Below are 16704 nucleotides of genomic sequence, written 5' to 3' on the forward strand. Positions count from 1 at the left end.
TAAAACTCGGTCAGGAGTAATTATTGTAATGAAAACAGCCTTCCAGAAGCTTTTTTAGCATTTGGAAGGCTGTTTTGTTCAAGGGTAATTTATTTCTGGATGCGAGTTAATCTACTATCAAATGCCGGTGCGACCAGGCTTGTGGTTTGGCAGCAAATAATGCCTTCGTCTCTTTCCAGACAGATTGGAACAGCTCAGACTGGCGGTAGGCGTTCAGGTGTTCTTCTGAGTCCCAGAGGCTATAGGTGCTGAACACATTCGGCTGGTGCAGGTCCTGCAGCAACTCCACATGCCGGCACCCTGCAAAGCTCTGAATCTTATCTCGCGAGTTTCTGAAAATAGCCAGAAAAGCCTCCGTTTCCTCCTCCCGAAAAGTCATGCGCACGATCCGTATCAGCATTTTTTTAATTTTGAGTTTTGAATTCTTTCAAGTTTTTGGTTTAGGTACTGAACAGAGGGCAAAAAAACATTCACTCATTCACTCAAAATTCCAAATTAACCTCCCGGGTAAAACCGGACGTCTATTTGCGAGTCGAAGCCGAGACGTAACTGCTCGGAAGCGTTACCTTTATTGATGCCAATACAGAGTTGGTCCAGGCTGTTGTAGATGCAGCAGGTGTCGCCTTCATCGGCCTGGTTGTAGTTAGCTAGAATTTTGGCAATGGTTTCGCGCCCGAAATGAATGGTGTAGGTGCGGCCATGCGATATGGTGTCGATGCTCTCACGGGTAATATTGGTAACCAGATTGCCGTACTGGTCCACGTGTATAACATGGCCTGTAATGGAGTGGTCGTTTAATCGGAGCTGCCGGTTGAGCAGGTGCCTGAAATCGGCGGTAGTTTCGCCAAGCACCTCTATGTCGCCGCCTTTGGCCAGAAATACTGCCGCTGGAGCGAGCAGTTCTTTTGCCGGAAAAGAGAATACCTGTCCGTGTGTAGCTATTTCCACCACTTTGTCGGGCTTGTCGTCGGTCAGGAGCGAGAGCAGGCCATTGTCGGCCATCAGGAAATAATGCCCTTTGTAAAAGGCCGCATGGTAGCGCACTTTTTTGCTGCCGTGCGTGTCTACGCCCACCAGATGTACCGTTCCCAGCGGGAATTCATGATAGACCGACCCCAGCACGTACTCCGCCTGCGGAATGTTGTAGGGCTCCACGGCATGCGAAATATCCACGATCTGCGCTTGGGCATCGTGGGTCAGAATTCTGGCTTTTACAGCAGCCACATAATGGTCGGCATATCCAAAATCGGAGGTGAACGTAATTACAGCCATAGTACGAACTATAATTTGTGGAGAATTGTATTCTATATGTGACAAATTTATTTAAATTAAGCAAAAAATTACCATCGAACTATATTTAAGAGGAAGCATTTGGTAGAGAAAGTTATAACGCTGGAGAACATCTCCCTTGTAGACTTCCTGGGGACAGGGAATCAGAACATAAAACAGCTTGCCGCTGCCTTTCCAAGCAGCAAGATTATATCGCGAGGAAACGAAATCAAGATCCAGGGTCAAACTCCCGAAATCATTAAAATTCACGACATCCTTTCTTCCCTGATCGATCATTACCATAAGTTTGGTAAGCTTACGCAGAACAGCGTGAACAGATACCTTTCTTCTGATCCTTTATTAGATGATGAAGAAGTTATTACCGCTCCAGACGTTATTGTGTATGGCGTAAAAGGTGGCATGATCAAGGCTAAAACGCCTAACCAGCAGAAGCTGGTAGATGCCGTGGCAAAAAATGACCTGGTGTTCGCTCTAGGTCCTGCCGGTACAGGTAAAACCTATATTTCGGTGGCCATGGCGGTGCGCGCCCTTAAGAATAAGGAAGTTAAGAAAATTATAATTTCGAGGCCGGTGGTAGAGGCTGGCGAAAGCCTTGGCTTTTTGCCCGGCGACATGAAGGACAAAGTAGACCCTTACCTGCGCCCGATCTACGATGCCCTCGAAGACATGATTCCGATTGAGAAGCTGAAGTATTACCAGGAAAACAAAATTATAGAAATTGCTCCCCTGGCGTATATGCGCGGCCGAACGCTGAATAATGCCTTTGTGCTGCTCGATGAGGCGCAGAACACTACGCCTGCCCAGATCAAGATGTTCCTGACACGTATGGGGCCAACTGCGAAAGTGCTGGTAAACGGCGACCGCTCCCAGATCGACTTGCCGCGCAACCAGCGATCCGGTTTAATGGAAGCCCTGCATATTCTAAAGGACATTAAGGGTATTGGCTTTGTAGAAATGACCGCAGAAGATGTGGTGCGCCACAGGCTGGTACGGGATATCGTAAATGCGTATACCAAACTCGATGAAGAACGCCGTGCCGCCAGAGACGAAAATGAAGCTACCGATGGAGACCGCGGAAACGGGCGCCGAAAAACATTTGAGGTGGTGTCTAAGAACTAACCTTTGTTTAATTTAGGGTTTCCTTGAACAGTGCAAATATAAGTTACAGCAAGAGCTCCTTTAATAGGGAGCTTTTTCTGTTCATGACCCTTGAGACTTAAATTGTACTTTCCCTTTTGGAGGCCCATTTCATGTAAATAATTTGTGAAAGCATAAATTCGTAAAAGCTGTAACTTTGTGTAAAGTGTAAGATCATGGATAGATTTGAAGAAAAGTACGTCAATCCGTTTACCGACTACGGCTTTAAGCGCATTTTCGGCGAGGAGCCAAACAAAGAACTGCTGCTCGATTTTCTGAATGTATTGCTGAAAGAAGAACAGGGGGAGATTGTAGAACTGACCTACCTGAAGAACGAAAATTTAGGCACCAGCGAACTGGATAGAAAAGCCATCTTCGATTTGTATTGCGAAAATGAGCGGGGCGAGAAGTTTATAGTAGAGCTTCAGAAAACAAAGCAAAACTTCTTCAAAGACCGGACGCTGTACTACGCCACCTTCGCGATACGCGAGCAGGCAAAGCGAGCAGGGTGGAATTATGAGCTGAAAGCTGTGTACACCATTGCCATACTCGACTTTGTTTTCGAGGAAGATAAGAACGAACCACATAAATTCCGCTACGACATCAAGCTGTCGGATATAGAAACAAAAAAGGTGTTTTATAATAAACTCACCTTCATTTACCTCGAAATGCCCAAGTTCAACAAAACCCTGGAAGAGCTTGAAACGCGGTTCGATAAATGGCTTTTTGTTATAAAAAACCTGCACAGGTTAGAGCGTATACCGGATAAACTGCGGGAACGGATCTTTGAAAAGCTTTTTGAGTCGGCCGAGATAGCCAAGTTTACGCCTCACCAGGTTCGGTTGTATGAAGACAGTTTAAAATATTACCGGGACTTAAAAAATTCCTTAGATACAGCCAAGGAAGAAGGTCGGGAAGAGGGTAGGGAAGAAGGTAGACAGGAAGGTTGGGAGCAAGGTAGAAAACAGCGGGCTCTGGAGATTGCCAGAAAAGCAATCGCAAAAGGGTTTGCTGTTGAAGATATTATTGACCTAACAGGCTTATCGAAAGATGACATTGAAAAGCTGATGTAAGATTGGCAGTAACCTGTTCACTATATAATATCGTAATACTTTAAAATATACAAAATAATAAGTATACAACAATAGCATGCAACAAGAAAGCGCGGTAGAGGCCACTGATGAGATTACTACCGTCATCAGGATAGGGAATGACACAGACAGGCAACTGGCCATGCAGGTAAGGCGACAGGTGTTTGTGCAGGAGCAGGGAGTGCCTGCCGACGCGGAGTACGACTCCTATGAAAGTAGCGCTACCCACTACCTGGCCACTTACGCTGGTGCTCCGGTTGGTGCTGCCCGCTGGCGCGTGACCGAACATGGCGTTAAATTGGAGCGGTTTGCCGTATTGAAAGACTTTCGGAGCCAAGGCGTTGGTGAGAAGCTGCTAAAGGTAATACTGGAGGATGTACAGGCCCAACACCCGGAAAAGAAAATCTACCTGCATGCGCAATTACCAGCTTTCCGTTTCTACAGCCGCCATGGCTTTGAGCCGGAAGGCGAGCAATTCAGAGAGTGCGACATCGAACACTATAAAATGTATTTTAGAGGCTGATGCGGCTGCCCTGGGCACCATACCCGTTTTTGCGCATCACGCTATGCTTCATAGCAGGCATCCTGATTTATATTTTTACAGGCAAGGAGTTCAGGCATAGCCAGGAGATCCTTGCTTTTTTTATTTTAGCCTTTGTGCTAACTTGTCTTGTGAGCAAACACCTGAAAACAGCACACGCAACGGCTGTAACTGGCACACTAGGGTTGCTCTGCTTTGTAGCAGGTGGTATCTGGCTAACACACTGGCATACAGAATCGCACCGGCAGGATCACCTGTTGCAGCTGCCAGGCCAGCCTACGGCTTATGTGGGTGTGGTAGATGATTTTGTAGCGCAGAAAACCGGTTATCAGAGTACAGTGCTCAGGCTGGAACAGGTGCAGGCAGATGGCGTTTGGCGGCAGGTGACAGGCAAAGTGCAGCTATCGGTGCCACATGATTCGGAGAAAAAATATGAGGTGCGTTATGGCGACAGGCTGTTAATACGGGGTGCTCCACAGGCTGTGCCACCGCCCACAAACCCCAACCAGTTCGATTACAAACAATACCTCGCCAACAAAAACATTTACCACCGGCACTCTCTACGGCCACAGCAGTACCAGTTACTTGGCACCGATCCACCCAACCCGATTAAATATTACAGCATTATACTGCGCCGGAAACTGGATGCGATTCTGCAGGAGTCAATAGAGGAGCGGCGGGAATATGGCATCTCAACGGCACTTGTGCTGGGTGTGAAAGATGATATGGATAACGCCATCCGCTCTGCTTATTCCAGCACCGGTACTATGCATGTGCTGGCGGTTTCGGGGTTGCATGTAGGTATGATTTACCTGCCATTGTCGTTACTGTTCAAAAAGTTTCGTCGGAATAAAAGTCAGCGCGTTTTTGGGGCTGTAGTTATAATTGGCTTCTTAATGCTGTATGCCTTTCTTACAGGCCTTTCGCCATCGGTGCAGCGAGCGGTGCTTATGTTCTCGCTCGTGACGGTAGCACAGGCTATACGGCGTAAAACGAACAGTTATAACACGCTGGCTATCGCTGCTTTTATACTTCTGTTTCTCGATCCATATTACCTGTTTGATGTAGGTTTTCAGCTATCGTTTCTGGCGGTGCTGGGTATTGTGTACTTGCAGCCCAAGCTAAACAGAGTACTTGATTTTTCTTGCTTTGAAGCACATCACCGGCCATTTAACTTCAAAGAAATAAAAAAGGCACCCTTGTTGGTAGCGAAAAGTATGGTCTTGAGCTTGCCAGAAACCATATGGGTTTCATTTACCTTGTCGGTGGCGGCACAACTGGCTACTTCTCCGCTAGGTATATTTTATTTCTACCAGTTTCCGGTTTATTTCTGGTTTGCAAACCTGCTTGTTGTGCCGCTGGCTATGCTGGTGCTATATATGGGAGTGGGAGCTTTGTTTTTTTCGTGTGTGCCGCTACTGGGCTGGGCTTTGTTCCGGCTGCATTTCGGGCTGATCTGGTGCATGAATGAGTTTAACCTATGGGTAGAGCAACTGCCGCATGCCGTTGTTCAGGGCATCGACATAAATGCGCTGCAAACCTGGCTGCTCTATGGCATTATGTTGCTTTTGTTGCTTTTCATGGCCTACAGGCGGCTTAGTTACCTTGCTGTAGCTGTTTTGGTTACGGCTATGCTGGCATTTCAGCAGATACAGAAAAGCGGGCAACAATTTCGGCAACAGCGGTTTGCTGTATACAACCTGCGTGGCAACACGGCCTTTGCGCTTGTAAATGGCAAGAAGGCGGCAGTCGTGAGCAATGCTGCGCTACATCCTGCTGCACCAGACTATACTTTTAATGTGCAGCCGCACCTGTGGCAACAAGGGGTAATGAAGCCCGATTTCACTCAAATAAATTCTTCAGTTCCTCCGGCAGGAGCAGCCTACGCTATGCTACCCGACAGTAACATCGTTTACCAGTGGCAGGATTTGCGCCTGCTTGTGCTTACAAAGCCGCTGAAGGTGCAGCCGCCGGAACTGCTGAACCCCGATTTTGTGCTTATCACTAAAAATGCCCGCCTCGTGCCGGAGGACCTGCAGCCACTTCAGTTCCGGAAACTTATTCTCGACGCTTCGAACAGCCCCTGGTACCTGGAGCGACTGAAACCTCAGCTGCTTGCCCTCCATATTCCTTTTCATGATGTAAGTGTGGATGGGGCTTTTGTGGCGGAGCTGGAGTAGCCTTGCCATTAAGTTTGACCCTAAGGCCTGAAGAACAATAAATGCCTCCGGAAGGCTCTTTTCATTAGAATAATTTGGTTGCTGGTTACTGATTGTTAAATGGTTGATTTGTTGATGTGAAGATTTGGAAATTTGAAGATGGAGAAGGCGAAATTTTGTTTGAATGAATAAAAAATCCTTAACTCTTCACTTGTAACTCATAAAAGTCCTGCGTCCTGATACTTGTGTCCGTTTACTTAAATGCCTTACCTTTGCACCTGTACAAGCAGCATATACCATGAGCAACATGACTCCCTTAAGTGAACTCGGCGAATTTGGTTTAATTAAACTGATAAAAGATAAGATAACGCTCCAGCAGAATTCCACCATAAAAGGCATCGGAGACGATGCTGCTGTGCTGGAGCCAACCGAAAAGCAGCTGGTCGTGTCGAGCGATATGCTGTTAGAAGGAGTGCACTTCGACCTGACGTTTTGCCCGCTCAAGCACCTGGGCTATAAAGCTGTGGCCGTTAACGTATCGGATATTGCAGCTATGAACGCCAAACCTACCCAGATTACAGTGAACATTGCACTGGGTGCCAAGTTTACGGTCGAGGCAGTGGAGGAACTATATGAAGGCATCAGGCTGGCATGCGAGAATTACAAAGTTGATCTGGTGGGTGGCGATACGACCTCCTCGAGAACCGGCCTGGTTATCAGCGTAACGGCTATTGGCGAAGTAGCGAAGGGTGAGGCAGTTCTGCGGAGCGGTGCCAAAGAAAACGACCTGATTTGCGTAACCGGCGATTTGGGAGCCGCTTATCTTGGTCTTCAGATTCTGGAACGTGAAAAGCAGGCGTTTCTGGCAGACCCGGACATGCAGCCGGAGCTGGAGGATAAGCAGTACATTGTTGGTCGGCAGTTGAGGCCCGAAGCGCGTATGGATGTGGTTTATGACCTGAAAGAGCGCGGCATCAAACCTACTGCTATGATCGATGTGTCGGATGGACTGGCTTCAGAGCTTTTTCATATTTGTGCACAATCGGGTGTGGGTGCCACTATTTATAAAGATAACCTGCCTATTGATGAGCAGGCGCTCGAAGCGGCTATGGAGTTTAACCTCGACCCGATTACCTGCATCTTAAACGGTGGCGAAGATTACGAGCTCCTTTTTACAGTGCCGCTTGCTGATTACGACAAAGTGAAAAACCACCCGGACATCACCATCATAGGGAAAATAACGAACAAAAGCGAAGGCATAAACCTGGCCAATAAGCACGGGCAGTCGTTCCCGCTACAGGCGCAGGGCTGGAAACACTTTTAAGGCCGTACGGCCAAATTCAAAATTAGAAATTCAAAATTAGAAATTTAACTTAAAGGATCTAACAGCCCTCTTAGGAGCCTCTCTTCCTTTGAGCGATTCTTCAGGATGTTATAAAAGCGCTGCCAAGCATCCTGCTTTTGAGAATAGCAGGAAATAAACAATACTATAATTTCTAATTTTGAATTTCTAATTTTGAATTAAATTAAAGCCTTACCGGTACTGGCAAAGGTAGGCGGTTGGTGCTGTTGCCACTACTTTAAAAGAAGCGTTGGCTGCTACTTCAAATTTCTGGCCTGCGCCGAACACCTGCCACTCCTGCTCACCAGGCAGCAAGGCTTTTAATTCGCCTTCAAGAACGTGCATAATTTCGTGCTCTGATGTGCCGAACTCGTATTCGCCTTCGTTTATAACACCTACTGTAGATCTTCCGGCAGCTGTCTGGTAACCAAGCGATTTTACAGCACCATCGAAATACTCATTTACATTGATCATAAAAGTCTGTGGGTTAGTTTGCAGCGCGAAGTAAACTGTTTTTGGCTATAAATTCTAAACAACTTTTAGAGCCTCTATAATTTAACCCGTTGCCTGGTGCGGGCCGATTGGTAAATAGCTTCCACAATACGAATGTCGCGCATGCCCTCCTCGCCTGGAACCAGCATGGGTTTGTTTTGCATAATCGAGAGGGCATCGTTGTCCATCTGGTTTGCCTGCTGCCACGGCACTTGGTACGAGTGGTTCAGCTCGCCAAGGGGGCTGCTGCCCCGTATGCCGGCGTAGCTCTGGAAAGGATCCAGCTTTATATCGCCTTTCTGGCAGGTAATGTTCAGATAATTTATGCTTTCGCCAAAGCTGGTTTTAATGTTGGCCATTACGCCACCCGGAAACTCCAGTACGGCAGAAGTGGTTTCATCTAAGCCATCTTTATAAATATGGGGCCGGGTAGTAGAGGTTTCGGCCGAAACTACGGCAAGCGGTTCCATGTTGGTTCCGAGCCGGGCTCCCTGAATAGAGTATACACCCATGTCGTAAAGTGCGCCTCCGCCCATTTCCTTTTTCTGTTTCCAGTGGTCGGAGCGGCTGTCGCGGTAACCGGCACCACAAATAACCTGCTTCACGTTGCCCAGCAGCTTTTGTTTTACAATGCGCTGAAACTCCTGCGTGTTTGGTTCGTGTTGCATACGGTAGCCAATGGCCAGTGATCGTTTGTTCTGGCTGCAGGCATCGATCATGGCTTTGCATTCCTGGGCCGTCATAGCCATTGGTTTTTCGCACCAGGCATGTTTGCCGGCGTTGGCTGCACGCACTACAAATTCTTTGTGCATAGATGGCGGCAACACTACATACACGACATCAATGTCGGGGTTGTTGGCAATCTGATCGAAGTTGTCGTAGTTGTAGATATTCTTGTCGGGGATCTTGTATTTCTGTTTCCAGGTTTCTGCTTTGGCAGGAGTGCCCGTTACAATGCCTGCCAGGTAACAATGTTTGGTCTGCTGCAGGGCAGGCGCCAGCAAATCGGTGCTGTAATGGCCCAGGCCTACCAGTGCCACCCCCAGCCGGTTTTTTTGCTGGCGTGTGGCAGCCAGTAGCGTATGGGGCGAAAAAAGGACGGCGGCACTTCCCAGTGCCAGGCTTTTTAAGATTGTTCTGCGCGAAAAATGGTTCATGAAATTTAACTTTATCAAACGTGTGACAGATGACCTGCTCGTTATACTCCTGTTTGTCTTTTACTGTTTTATAACACCACCCACTATTGTTGTCGGAATCTTTTTAAATATTATGCTTATATTGAAATTAATGGCGTACCTTCACAGCACCTTAACCCGCCCCGCCAACATGCTACTCCATATAAATAATGTTATCCAGATGCGCTACAGCGCGTCTGCCGATGTGCTGACCGTGAAGTGGCCGGATGTAAGAGGTGTTGCTGTACCTGAACTAAGGTATGCTTTCGAAATGATGGGAGATGTGCTGCGCCATTACGACATCAAAAAACTACTGATCGACTCCAGCTCTAATGCAACAGAAATTGTTCCGACAGCTTACCTGCAGCTCATGGAAGAATTGCTTGGCACTTTTACTGCCACACGCCTGCAAAAAGTGGCAAGGTTGAGTGCAAGCAACTCAGCCAAAGAAGCGATACTTACTTTCTACACCAGCCTGGTAGCCGGTAAAAAGCTGAAGGGTATTTTGTTCTCCAATTTTTACGTAAAAAAGGAAGCGATAACCTGGCTTACCAATAACTAACAGAATTGGTTTTTTAGCAGCTTCAAATTTAAAAATCGGGTTTAAAAGTTTCGACCAGGCAATGCTACAGATCATACTTATGCTGAAGTTGACCTTGATTGTGGTAGTGCTCAGGTAGAAAAAAAGACTGGGCTAAGAAGATTCTTATGGCTACCAAATCTGAATTATTCTAATAAAAAGTGCCTTCCGAAGATTTCTTGGCTATATGATGCCAAGGGTCTACATACACCTTTACCTTTTTTAAGCACTTTTAAACCTACAGCATTAGCCCTGCACCGGCAATTTTACCTGGCCAAGCGCCTCAATCAGTTTTTCGGCAAGCGCTTGCCCGTGTTTACTTCTTATAGTGTCTTCCTGAATAACAAAAGCAGGGGCAGCGGGGTCTGGATCTATCGCATATTCTCCGCCATCACCTTTTATTGCTGCAGTTAAATCGAGGCCCGGTTGCTGGAGCAGTACCCGTGCCCGCTGGTCCAGAGCTGTCCAGATAAGTTTTTCTGCCTCGGTTTTTCCAGCAAGTTTTCCTGCGCCTGCTGTTGATTCTTCCATTGCTGCAGCAATTGCTGTAGGGTTTAGGTCGTTTACCTCACAAATTTGCTGAAACACTGCCGAAGCCATTTTTTCCTGATCCATCATTTTTTCTTCTTGCTTTAATTCTCCATACGAAGACCTGCGCAGAAAGTGAATAAAACCGCCTTTTTTACTTCTGAGAGGTTATTTTGAAAGTTGTAACTCTTCTAAAATAAAGAAAAATAAATTTTAGCAGAACACTTATAAAGCATCTGGTCTTAACGAGATAAATAAGATTATTTATATGTAAATATTGTTTAAATGCTATGTTGGGGAGCTTCGTCTTGTACATAAAAATGATTGTGGCACACCAATTGCAAATGCTCTCCAATATATAGCAAATAAGTTGTTTTTAACTTTATGTAAACTGTTATGAAAAAGGTAACCTCAATAGTAAGTATGATGCTGATGGTAGCCATCGCATGTACAGGGTCTGTGCACGCTCAGGATAAAAAGAAATGGAGCCCGCAGGCAAAGGGCACGGTTATAGGCGCCGGTACCGGAGCTGCGGCAGGTGCTATTATACATAAGCGCAACAGGGTAGTGGGTGGTGTAGTAGGAGGTGTGGTTGGTGGTGGTACCGGCTATGCCATTGGCAAACACATCGACAATAAAAACAAAGAGAAGGAAGCTGAGGCAGCCAGAATAGCCGCCGCAAACAAAGCCGCCGCCGACAGAGCCGCTGCCGAACGGGCCATGGCCAGAAGAACGGAAACCAGCCGGGCTGCAGCAAATCAAAAACCAGCATCGCCGGCACGAACAGTAACTACAGGGCATGCTTATGCGCCTAATCAGGGCGAGTTCGAAATGGCAAACTTTACCTCGGTGTATGATGCCAAAGGAAACGTAGTCCCTAACATGATGAGTACGGCCTATTTGCCAAATAACCACTACGGCGACCATACAAAACCCTACGCTACCTCCGAACTCAGAAGAAAGAGCTGGTAACGAAATAGTTTTACTCTTAACAGTGCCCAGGCGCTACAGCGTTCGGGCACCTCCTTTTAAATTGTAGCTGGCTACAGGCGCTATGGCGCGGTAGCAGTACTCAACTAAATATCAACGTCATGAAATCATTTATCTTTAGTATCGTCATAACTGTTATGCTGGCTTCGTGTGCGGGCAATAACGAGGGGGTAAACGTGCAGGCCCTGAACCAGGAGTTTATCAGCGCCTGGAACAATAAAGATGTAGCCGGTCTAGAAGCCATGCTGGCAGAAGATGTTCATTTTCTGCAAGGCGAAGTACACTACCGGGGCAAAGCAGAAGTAGCCAAAAACTGGGTACGCGAAACCACCGGCACTATCAGCGACCTCAAGACAAACGTCGTTAGCTCTGCATCAGATAGCCAAATGGCTTACGAAGGCGGTACTTATTCTGTTGATGTACTGCCTGCAGGCCCAGATCAGCCCTACGGTATCGGAGAAGGTAATTTTATGCTGCTCTGGAAAAAAGGAACCGATGGCGCATGGAAGTTAAGTTACGCTCAACTAGAAGGGCTACCTGTGCAGGTGAAGAATAGGTAAGTGCTACCAGTTAAGCAAATTTATAGAAAAAGGCCAGCAACAAGCTGGCCTTTTTCTATTGTGGAAAGTTCTATGTAACGCGTGTAGTGGTTAATGCGGCAGCCGTTGCCAGGTTTCGTTTATCTTGTTGCCGGTGCTGCTCAGGCCACTGTGGTGCCAGTCGCCGTTTTTGAGTTCAAAATCGAAGCTGAGTTGCTGACCAACCCTGCTGCCGTCGCGCGAGAAGAATTCGATTTGCTCGGTGTATTTGCCGTTGCCGGTGGTGTAGGTGCCGCCGCCTGTGCCGAAGAAGCCGGCCGTTTCGGAGTTAAAGGCAATCCACTGGAACCTGTTGCCTGCCAGTATTTTAATGGTTTTGCGAGGTCCGGGTTTAATGGTGCTCATTTTCCCTTCTTCATCTACACGACCGCTGATGCGCCAGGAGCCGGTAAGTGGTGTCTTGCTTTTATCAGCGGGTAATTTCTCCCAGGTTTCGGGTTTGCCGGAGGCTGGCTTTTGCTGCAGCGAGTTTTTCTGAAGGGTAAAGGTGCTGGTGACGGAGCTGCCCACGGTAGTAGAATCGAGGGTATTAAACTCGTAGGTTTCGGTGAGCTGGCCATTGCTGATGCTATAGGTGCCGCCATAGGTGCCCACAAACTTTTTCTGCTCTTTATCGAAAACAGCAACCGAGAAAAAACCATCGGCCACGAGTTTTATAACTGTTGCACCCGCCTCCGGACCTGTGGCCGAGCTGGTGCTTCGTTTCCAGGCGCCTTCCAGAGCCTGAACCTGTGGGCTCGATTGCGCTACCGCTGGCGATGAAGCGGCAGAACCAACATCTTTTTTGGGTACAGTAAAGCCCATCAGCAGCACCAGGCTAAGGCACAGAGCTTTTTTGAAGGGAGATAGCAGGTGAGTTTTCATGGCAGATGATTTATTTGTTTTAGATGTTTAACGATTTCTATACTAAAAAAGAAGAAGGCAAGGAATAAACTGTAAAACGAAACTAACATGCCTAAGTTAAACTATTCCGCCAATTAAAAGTAAGTTACAACGAAAGTGCTGCACCAAGTTATAGTCCTTGACTCAACTTTCCAGAACTTGGAATAGCACTGCTATCTGTTACTGGACATAAGACGCAGGACGCAAGAAGTTAACTTTAACCTTCGAATCTGAAAGTTACAGGTAAGTGCAAGTTTCTGAATAATTAAAAATTGCAAAGAAATGACTAGAGTCTTCATACTTGCATCTTTTTTTGCCTGATTAAAGTTCGTGACGAATTATTTGAATGAAAATGGCCTTCCGAAGGTTTTTTGGCTACATTTCGGTAAGGTCTGCATATAGCTATGTGCCTTTGCGTACACCTTTGTTTTATGAGTGCCGGGCAGAATTTAGCAGCCAACGTTTGTTATTTCTGCTAAGTGGTGCTAATATTAACTGTTGATATCGCTTTACCTGAATTAAACTGTACTATGAAAAAAATATGGATACTCGCGGCAGCCTCTGCTGTACTTTTCTCTTGTTCCAACCAGCCTGAGAACCAGGAAACTGCAGAAACAGAAGTAGCCGCAATTAAAGAACCTTCTCTTACGAAGGTGTGGGAAACCGACACCATCATGACAACAGCCGAGTCTACGCTCTACGACCGTGCGGCTAATATTATCTACGTCAGCAACATCAGCGGTAATTCGGCCGAAAAAAACGGGAAAGGGTTTATTGCCACCATGAAACCAGACGGTTCTGTAGCGGAACTTAACTGGCTTACGGGCCTCAACGCGCCCAAAGGAATGGCCATGCTAAACGGCAGGTTGTATGTTACAGACATCGATGTGCTGGTTGAAATAGATGTGGCCTCCCGCAAAGTGCTGAACCGTTACCCAGTGCAGGATGCTGTGTTCCTGAACGATGCCGCAACCGATGGCCGTATTATTTACTTCTCTGACTCCAGAACCGGTAAAATTCACTCACTCGAAAACGGCACTGTGGTTACTGTTGCCGAGGGCCTCGAAAATATTAACGGCCTGGCCTTTAACGAAGCGGGCCAACTGTTCCTGCTCGATGGCAAAGGCTTGCACCGTTACATTATGGCCGATAAAAACACCGAACCTGTAAACGAAGCGGTAACAGGTGGCGATGGCCTGGTGATCCTGAACGACTCTACCTTTATTGCCAGCCGCTGGGATGGCGAAATCTACTTTATCAGTAACGGGCAGGAGCACCTGATGCTCGACACCAAAGCCGCAGGAGCCAACACCGCCGACATAGACTTTATTGCAGAAGAAAACCTGGTGCTGGTACCTACTTTTAAAGATAACAGGGTAGTAGCCTATAAACTCAATTACTAGCAGAAGCGTGAAATTTGAGCAGTAGCGGCGATTCATAATCACGCCGCTACTCTTGTACTTATTGCCTGCTCCAGCTTGTTTTTCTGGCTACATGCTTTAATTATTTGAATGGAAAAGGCCTTCAGAAGGTTTTTTAAGATTTTTTTGCCAAGGGTAATCCGGTAACTACACACCTTGCTGTAGCCGTTTGGTGATCTGGAGCACCTCGTTCCACTTTCCTGTTTCGGCATATGCTTTCAGAACCTGGTTGCGTTTGGTGAGCAGGCGCGTCATATAGTGCTCCAGAAAAAGTTTATTGGCCAGCGTACCCAGCAAGCCAAGCGGCGACGTGTAATCGAAAATATCGGTGATGCGTGTTTCTGCGCCTGCTTTCTCGAACAGGTGCTGGTGCCTGAAACTTTTAAATGCGTCACTTACCATTTCATCTGCAAAATAATAAGGCCGGTTATAGGCTGTTAGGGTGGGAAAACGAGATGGGGTATGGTGGGTAGTAAGGTATTTACCTTTGATGTAAAGCAGCCACTGTAGTATGCTGTAAGGCTGGATGACGTTAAAAAGGGAGCTGCCAGTTCTCTGGCAACTCCCTTTTTAATTTTTTACTCCGGATGAAGGATGATCATCTGAATTTAAAGCACATTATCTTTTTTTGAGATCGTCCCGATCCCTTTCCTTCTCCGAGTTAACAGTTCTGGTTCTGGTGGTTGTATCGTATTCAACAACGGTTTCTTCTACTTCGTACTCCGTCACGATGGTGTCACGGGCAACTACGCGCCTGCTGTCATCATCGTCCATAACGGTAGCACTATCTCCACTGCCTTGCCTTTCGCAAGAAAACAGAAAAACAGCTGTAAGTGTAAACACACCTGGTAATAGTATATTTTTCATTTCTGTATCGGTTAATGTGACAATACGTGGCCTTTGAACAGGACTTTTCCTGTGGCTGGGCCACAACTTCTTATAGTACGAATTAAAATGCCGAAATGATTTTTTTGCCTGAATATGCGGCTTGCAGCAGTTGTTGTAATGTAAGAAAGTGCCTTGTGTGGCAGGAGGCAAATCCTAAAAGGCGGAAGCCCATTTTCAGAAGTTGGTCAATATCCGTCTTCTGAAAATGGGCTTCCGCCTTTTAAACTGGTATGGTGATATTAAGCGAGTGCTTTCTCAATAGAAGGTACCAGCATTTTATGTGCAACAGATTCCATTAGGTTCGCTTCTTTTGAATACGGATGAACGCCATCCATAAACGTGTAGGTAATTCGTTCGAATTGCATCTCGTTGCCGGTAATTTTACTCATTGCCATATGGCGTATATCGGTGCATTGGCCTACGTGTACTACTTTACCATCAAGATACAGGGCATACACATAGGTGCCAGCCTTTTGGGTTGTTTCGTTCAGTTTGTTTTCTTTGCTAGAGATTATCATGATCTTTTAGGATTATGTAGTAGACTTGATATTCATGTTTATTGACAATGGATAATTATAATTAGTTCAGGAAATAAAGAAAATATTTTTAGTTTAAAAGTTGTAACATTAAGAAAATGTGAAACTTATAAGCGTTAGTTATTCTTGCTTATGGTTTATTGCATTTGAGCTAATTCTTTATAAATGTACTAAATAAATATTTATTAGCCTTCCATAATGTTAATATTTGAGTATAAATACTTAAAAATAGGTGATGTTGCAGTTAAAGATAGCTTGAATAATGTGTATTTTTTACTTTCGTTTACTTTTGTTTTATATTTTTGCCGAAGATATTGGTTATTAAACGGAATACGATGTAGAGCTTTAGAGGCAAAGCGCAAGTATTATTTTTAGCTTGCTTTTATAGCACAGCAGCAATTATTCTAATGAAATCAGGCTTCCGAAGGTTTTTTAGAAAACTTCTTCCAAGGTCTTTACACAACAGTATAAACTGTTAATGCCGCTGTTCAAATGGTTGAGACAGAACATTTGTTTATAAACTTCCAAAGCTCTTAGGAAATACTCAAAATTTTTTTGGTTGGCTACAGCAGGATTTGGAGAAGGATTACAAATACTGTACAATTTTGCTGAAATTCACAAGTGATATAATGCTTATATAAAATAGAACTATATCGAGGTTCGGAAAGCCGTCTGTTTAGCTAAGTCTCTTATAATGCTCACCTCAGGTAGCTGTTGTTTAACCAGGCAAGTAAAAGTGTTTTCTCTTTCTTGAGCCAAAATGAACTGCACCTACAGTCCTGGCACATTGAGTAGCAGACTCTGCCTAGGTTCAACTAAACACAAATGAAGGTGTTTACCCTTGGATAAAAACTAACGAAAAACTCTTGGAAGGCACTTTTTATTCTAATAATTACAGACAGACGTTTCCTTTTTTTCAGAAGCATCCTCTAAAATAGACTTGAAAGTTCGCACCGGTTATGAACAGCAAGAACATTCTTCTGAGTGGTGCAGAGGCGCTAATTTCGTTTTCTGGTGCTGATCTCTGGAACAGATAATTTTTTCATTCTCTTA

At 45.8% G+C, this 16704-nt stretch carries 18 protein-coding genes; 9 read left to right on the top strand and 9 right to left on the bottom strand.

Going from position 1 to position 16704, the window contains the following annotated elements; translation table 11 throughout:
* Positions 1-106 precede the first annotated feature (106 nt).
* Both FVR03_RS04800 and FVR03_RS04805 read right to left on the bottom strand, forming a co-directional pair.
* Positions 107-400 (bottom strand): putative quinol monooxygenase, encoded by a 294-nt coding sequence (locus FVR03_RS04800; RefSeq protein WP_147920631.1) that lies wholly within the window; start codon positions 398-400, stop codon positions 107-109.
* 95 nt (positions 401-495) lie between these two features.
* Positions 496-1272 (bottom strand): SAM hydrolase/SAM-dependent halogenase family protein, encoded by a 777-nt coding sequence (locus FVR03_RS04805; protein WP_147920632.1) that lies wholly within the window; start codon positions 1270-1272, stop codon positions 496-498.
* A 99-nt stretch (positions 1273-1371) separates the two neighbouring features.
* On the opposite strand from FVR03_RS04805, the gene FVR03_RS04810 reads away from it, so the two are divergent.
* The 5 genes from FVR03_RS04810 to thiL all read left to right on the top strand — a co-directional run bounded on the left by FVR03_RS04810 (position 1372) and on the right by thiL (position 7542).
* Positions 1372-2409 carry a PhoH family protein gene (locus tag FVR03_RS04810; RefSeq protein WP_147920633.1) on the top strand — a complete coding sequence of 346 codons (1038 nt, stop codon included), beginning with the start codon at positions 1372-1374 and terminating at the stop codon, positions 2407-2409.
* A 194-nt stretch (positions 2410-2603) separates the two neighbouring features.
* Positions 2604-3500, top strand: a complete 897-nt coding sequence (locus tag FVR03_RS04815; protein ID WP_147920634.1) for an Rpn family recombination-promoting nuclease/putative transposase — start codon at positions 2604-2606, stop codon at positions 3498-3500.
* Positions 3501-3576: 76 nt separating this feature from the next.
* Positions 3577-4041 (top strand): GNAT family N-acetyltransferase, encoded by a 465-nt coding sequence (locus FVR03_RS04820; protein ID WP_147920635.1) that lies wholly within the window; start codon positions 3577-3579, stop codon positions 4039-4041.
* Positions 4041-6239 carry a ComEC/Rec2 family competence protein gene (locus FVR03_RS04825; protein WP_147920636.1) on the top strand — a complete coding sequence of 733 codons (2199 nt, stop codon included), beginning with the start codon at positions 4041-4043 and terminating at the stop codon, positions 6237-6239. Before FVR03_RS04820 ends, FVR03_RS04825 begins: the two co-directional genes overlap by 1 nt.
* A 277-nt stretch (positions 6240-6516) precedes the next feature.
* Positions 6517-7542, top strand: a complete 1026-nt coding sequence (gene thiL / locus FVR03_RS04830; protein WP_147920637.1) for a thiamine-phosphate kinase — start codon at positions 6517-6519, stop codon at positions 7540-7542.
* A 210-nt stretch (positions 7543-7752) separates the two neighbouring features.
* Here thiL and ppnP read toward each other — a convergent pair whose 3' ends face one another.
* Both ppnP and FVR03_RS04840 read right to left on the bottom strand, forming a co-directional pair.
* Positions 7753-8034, bottom strand: a complete 282-nt coding sequence (gene ppnP, locus FVR03_RS04835; protein WP_147920638.1) for a pyrimidine/purine nucleoside phosphorylase — start codon at positions 8032-8034, stop codon at positions 7753-7755.
* Between the two features lie 74 nt (positions 8035-8108).
* Complete coding sequence (locus FVR03_RS04840; protein WP_147920639.1) at positions 8109-9209, bottom strand: Gfo/Idh/MocA family protein; 1101 nt, start codon at positions 9207-9209, stop codon at positions 8109-8111.
* A 169-nt stretch (positions 9210-9378) separates the two neighbouring features.
* Between FVR03_RS04840 and FVR03_RS04845 the strand changes: the two genes are divergently transcribed.
* Positions 9379-9789 (top strand): hypothetical protein, encoded by a 411-nt coding sequence (locus tag FVR03_RS04845; RefSeq protein WP_222707172.1) that lies wholly within the window; start codon positions 9379-9381, stop codon positions 9787-9789.
* A 264-nt stretch (positions 9790-10053) separates the two neighbouring features.
* On the opposite strand, the gene FVR03_RS04850 is transcribed toward FVR03_RS04845, so the two are convergent.
* Positions 10054-10425 carry a hypothetical protein gene (locus FVR03_RS04850; RefSeq protein WP_147920641.1) on the bottom strand — a complete coding sequence of 124 codons (372 nt, stop codon included), beginning with the start codon at positions 10423-10425 and terminating at the stop codon, positions 10054-10056.
* Positions 10426-10731: 306 nt separating this feature from the next.
* On the opposite strand from FVR03_RS04850, the gene FVR03_RS04855 reads away from it, so the two are divergent.
* Both FVR03_RS04855 and FVR03_RS04860 read left to right on the top strand, forming a co-directional pair.
* Positions 10732-11307: a YMGG-like glycine zipper-containing protein gene (locus FVR03_RS04855; protein WP_147920642.1), complete on the top strand. Its 576-nt coding sequence runs from the start codon at positions 10732-10734 to the stop codon at positions 11305-11307.
* A 119-nt stretch (positions 11308-11426) separates the two neighbouring features.
* Positions 11427-11885 (top strand): YybH family protein, encoded by a 459-nt coding sequence (locus FVR03_RS04860; protein WP_147920643.1) that lies wholly within the window; start codon positions 11427-11429, stop codon positions 11883-11885.
* A gap of 90 nt (positions 11886-11975) precedes the next feature.
* Here FVR03_RS04860 and FVR03_RS04865 read toward each other — a convergent pair whose 3' ends face one another.
* Positions 11976-12788, bottom strand: coding sequence for a DUF4488 domain-containing protein (locus FVR03_RS04865; protein ID WP_147920644.1), 813 nt, complete (start codon positions 12786-12788; stop codon positions 11976-11978).
* Positions 12789-13336: 548 nt separating this feature from the next.
* Between FVR03_RS04865 and FVR03_RS04870 the strand changes: the two genes are divergently transcribed.
* Complete coding sequence (locus FVR03_RS04870) at positions 13337-14209, top strand: SMP-30/gluconolactonase/LRE family protein (protein WP_187270039.1); 873 nt, start codon at positions 13337-13339, stop codon at positions 14207-14209.
* Positions 14210-14374: 165 nt separating this feature from the next.
* Here FVR03_RS04870 and FVR03_RS04875 read toward each other — a convergent pair whose 3' ends face one another.
* The 3 genes from FVR03_RS04875 to FVR03_RS04885 form a co-directional block, all read right to left on the bottom strand.
* Positions 14375-14629, bottom strand: a complete 255-nt coding sequence (locus FVR03_RS04875; RefSeq protein ID WP_147920645.1) for an SRPBCC family protein — start codon at positions 14627-14629, stop codon at positions 14375-14377.
* A 216-nt stretch (positions 14630-14845) separates the two neighbouring features.
* Positions 14846-15094, bottom strand: a complete 249-nt coding sequence (locus FVR03_RS04880) for a hypothetical protein (RefSeq protein ID WP_147920646.1) — start codon at positions 15092-15094, stop codon at positions 14846-14848.
* A gap of 260 nt (positions 15095-15354) precedes the next feature.
* Positions 15355-15633, bottom strand: a complete 279-nt coding sequence (locus FVR03_RS04885; protein WP_147920647.1) for a hypothetical protein — start codon at positions 15631-15633, stop codon at positions 15355-15357.
* Positions 15634-16704: the final 1071 nt, after the last annotated feature.

The organism is Pontibacter qinzhouensis (assembly GCF_008017455.1).
Taxonomy (GTDB): Bacteria; Bacteroidota; Bacteroidia; order Cytophagales; family Hymenobacteraceae; genus Pontibacter; species Pontibacter qinzhouensis.

What these genes read in the sequence shown, in the direction of transcription:
- FVR03_RS04800 (WP_147920631.1), bottom strand. Translation starts at nt 400, where the DNA reads ATGCTGATACGGATCGTGCGCATGACTTTTCGGGAGGAGGAAACGGAG.
- FVR03_RS04805 (WP_147920632.1), bottom strand. Translation starts at nt 1,272, where the DNA reads ATGGCTGTAATTACGTTCACCTCCGATTTTGGATATGCCGACCATTAT.
- FVR03_RS04815 (WP_147920634.1), top strand. Translation starts at nt 2,604, where the DNA reads ATGGATAGATTTGAAGAAAAGTACGTCAATCCGTTTACCGACTACGGC.
- FVR03_RS04820 (WP_147920635.1), top strand. Translation starts at nt 3,577, where the DNA reads ATGCAACAAGAAAGCGCGGTAGAGGCCACTGATGAGATTACTACCGTC.
- FVR03_RS04825 (WP_147920636.1), top strand. Translation starts at nt 4,041, where the DNA reads ATGCGGCTGCCCTGGGCACCATACCCGTTTTTGCGCATCACGCTATGC.
- thiL (WP_147920637.1), top strand. Translation starts at nt 6,517, where the DNA reads ATGAGCAACATGACTCCCTTAAGTGAACTCGGCGAATTTGGTTTAATT.
- ppnP (WP_147920638.1), bottom strand. Translation starts at nt 8,034, where the DNA reads ATGATCAATGTAAATGAGTATTTCGATGGTGCTGTAAAATCGCTTGGT.
- FVR03_RS04840 (WP_147920639.1), bottom strand. Translation starts at nt 9,209, where the DNA reads ATGAACCATTTTTCGCGCAGAACAATCTTAAAAAGCCTGGCACTGGGA.
- FVR03_RS04845 (WP_222707172.1), top strand. Translation starts at nt 9,379, where the DNA reads ATGCTACTCCATATAAATAATGTTATCCAGATGCGCTACAGCGCGTCT.
- FVR03_RS04850 (WP_147920641.1), bottom strand. Translation starts at nt 10,425, where the DNA reads ATGATGGATCAGGAAAAAATGGCTTCGGCAGTGTTTCAGCAAATTTGT.
- FVR03_RS04855 (WP_147920642.1), top strand. Translation starts at nt 10,732, where the DNA reads ATGAAAAAGGTAACCTCAATAGTAAGTATGATGCTGATGGTAGCCATC.
- FVR03_RS04860 (WP_147920643.1), top strand. Translation starts at nt 11,427, where the DNA reads ATGAAATCATTTATCTTTAGTATCGTCATAACTGTTATGCTGGCTTCG.
- FVR03_RS04865 (WP_147920644.1), bottom strand. Translation starts at nt 12,788, where the DNA reads ATGAAAACTCACCTGCTATCTCCCTTCAAAAAAGCTCTGTGCCTTAGC.
- FVR03_RS04870 (WP_187270039.1), top strand. Translation starts at nt 13,337, where the DNA reads ATGAAAAAAATATGGATACTCGCGGCAGCCTCTGCTGTACTTTTCTCT.
- FVR03_RS04875 (WP_147920645.1), bottom strand. Translation starts at nt 14,629, where the DNA reads ATGGTAAGTGACGCATTTAAAAGTTTCAGGCACCAGCACCTGTTCGAG.
- FVR03_RS04880 (WP_147920646.1), bottom strand. Translation starts at nt 15,094, where the DNA reads ATGAAAAATATACTATTACCAGGTGTGTTTACACTTACAGCTGTTTTT.
- FVR03_RS04885 (WP_147920647.1), bottom strand. Translation starts at nt 15,633, where the DNA reads ATGATAATCTCTAGCAAAGAAAACAAACTGAACGAAACAACCCAAAAG.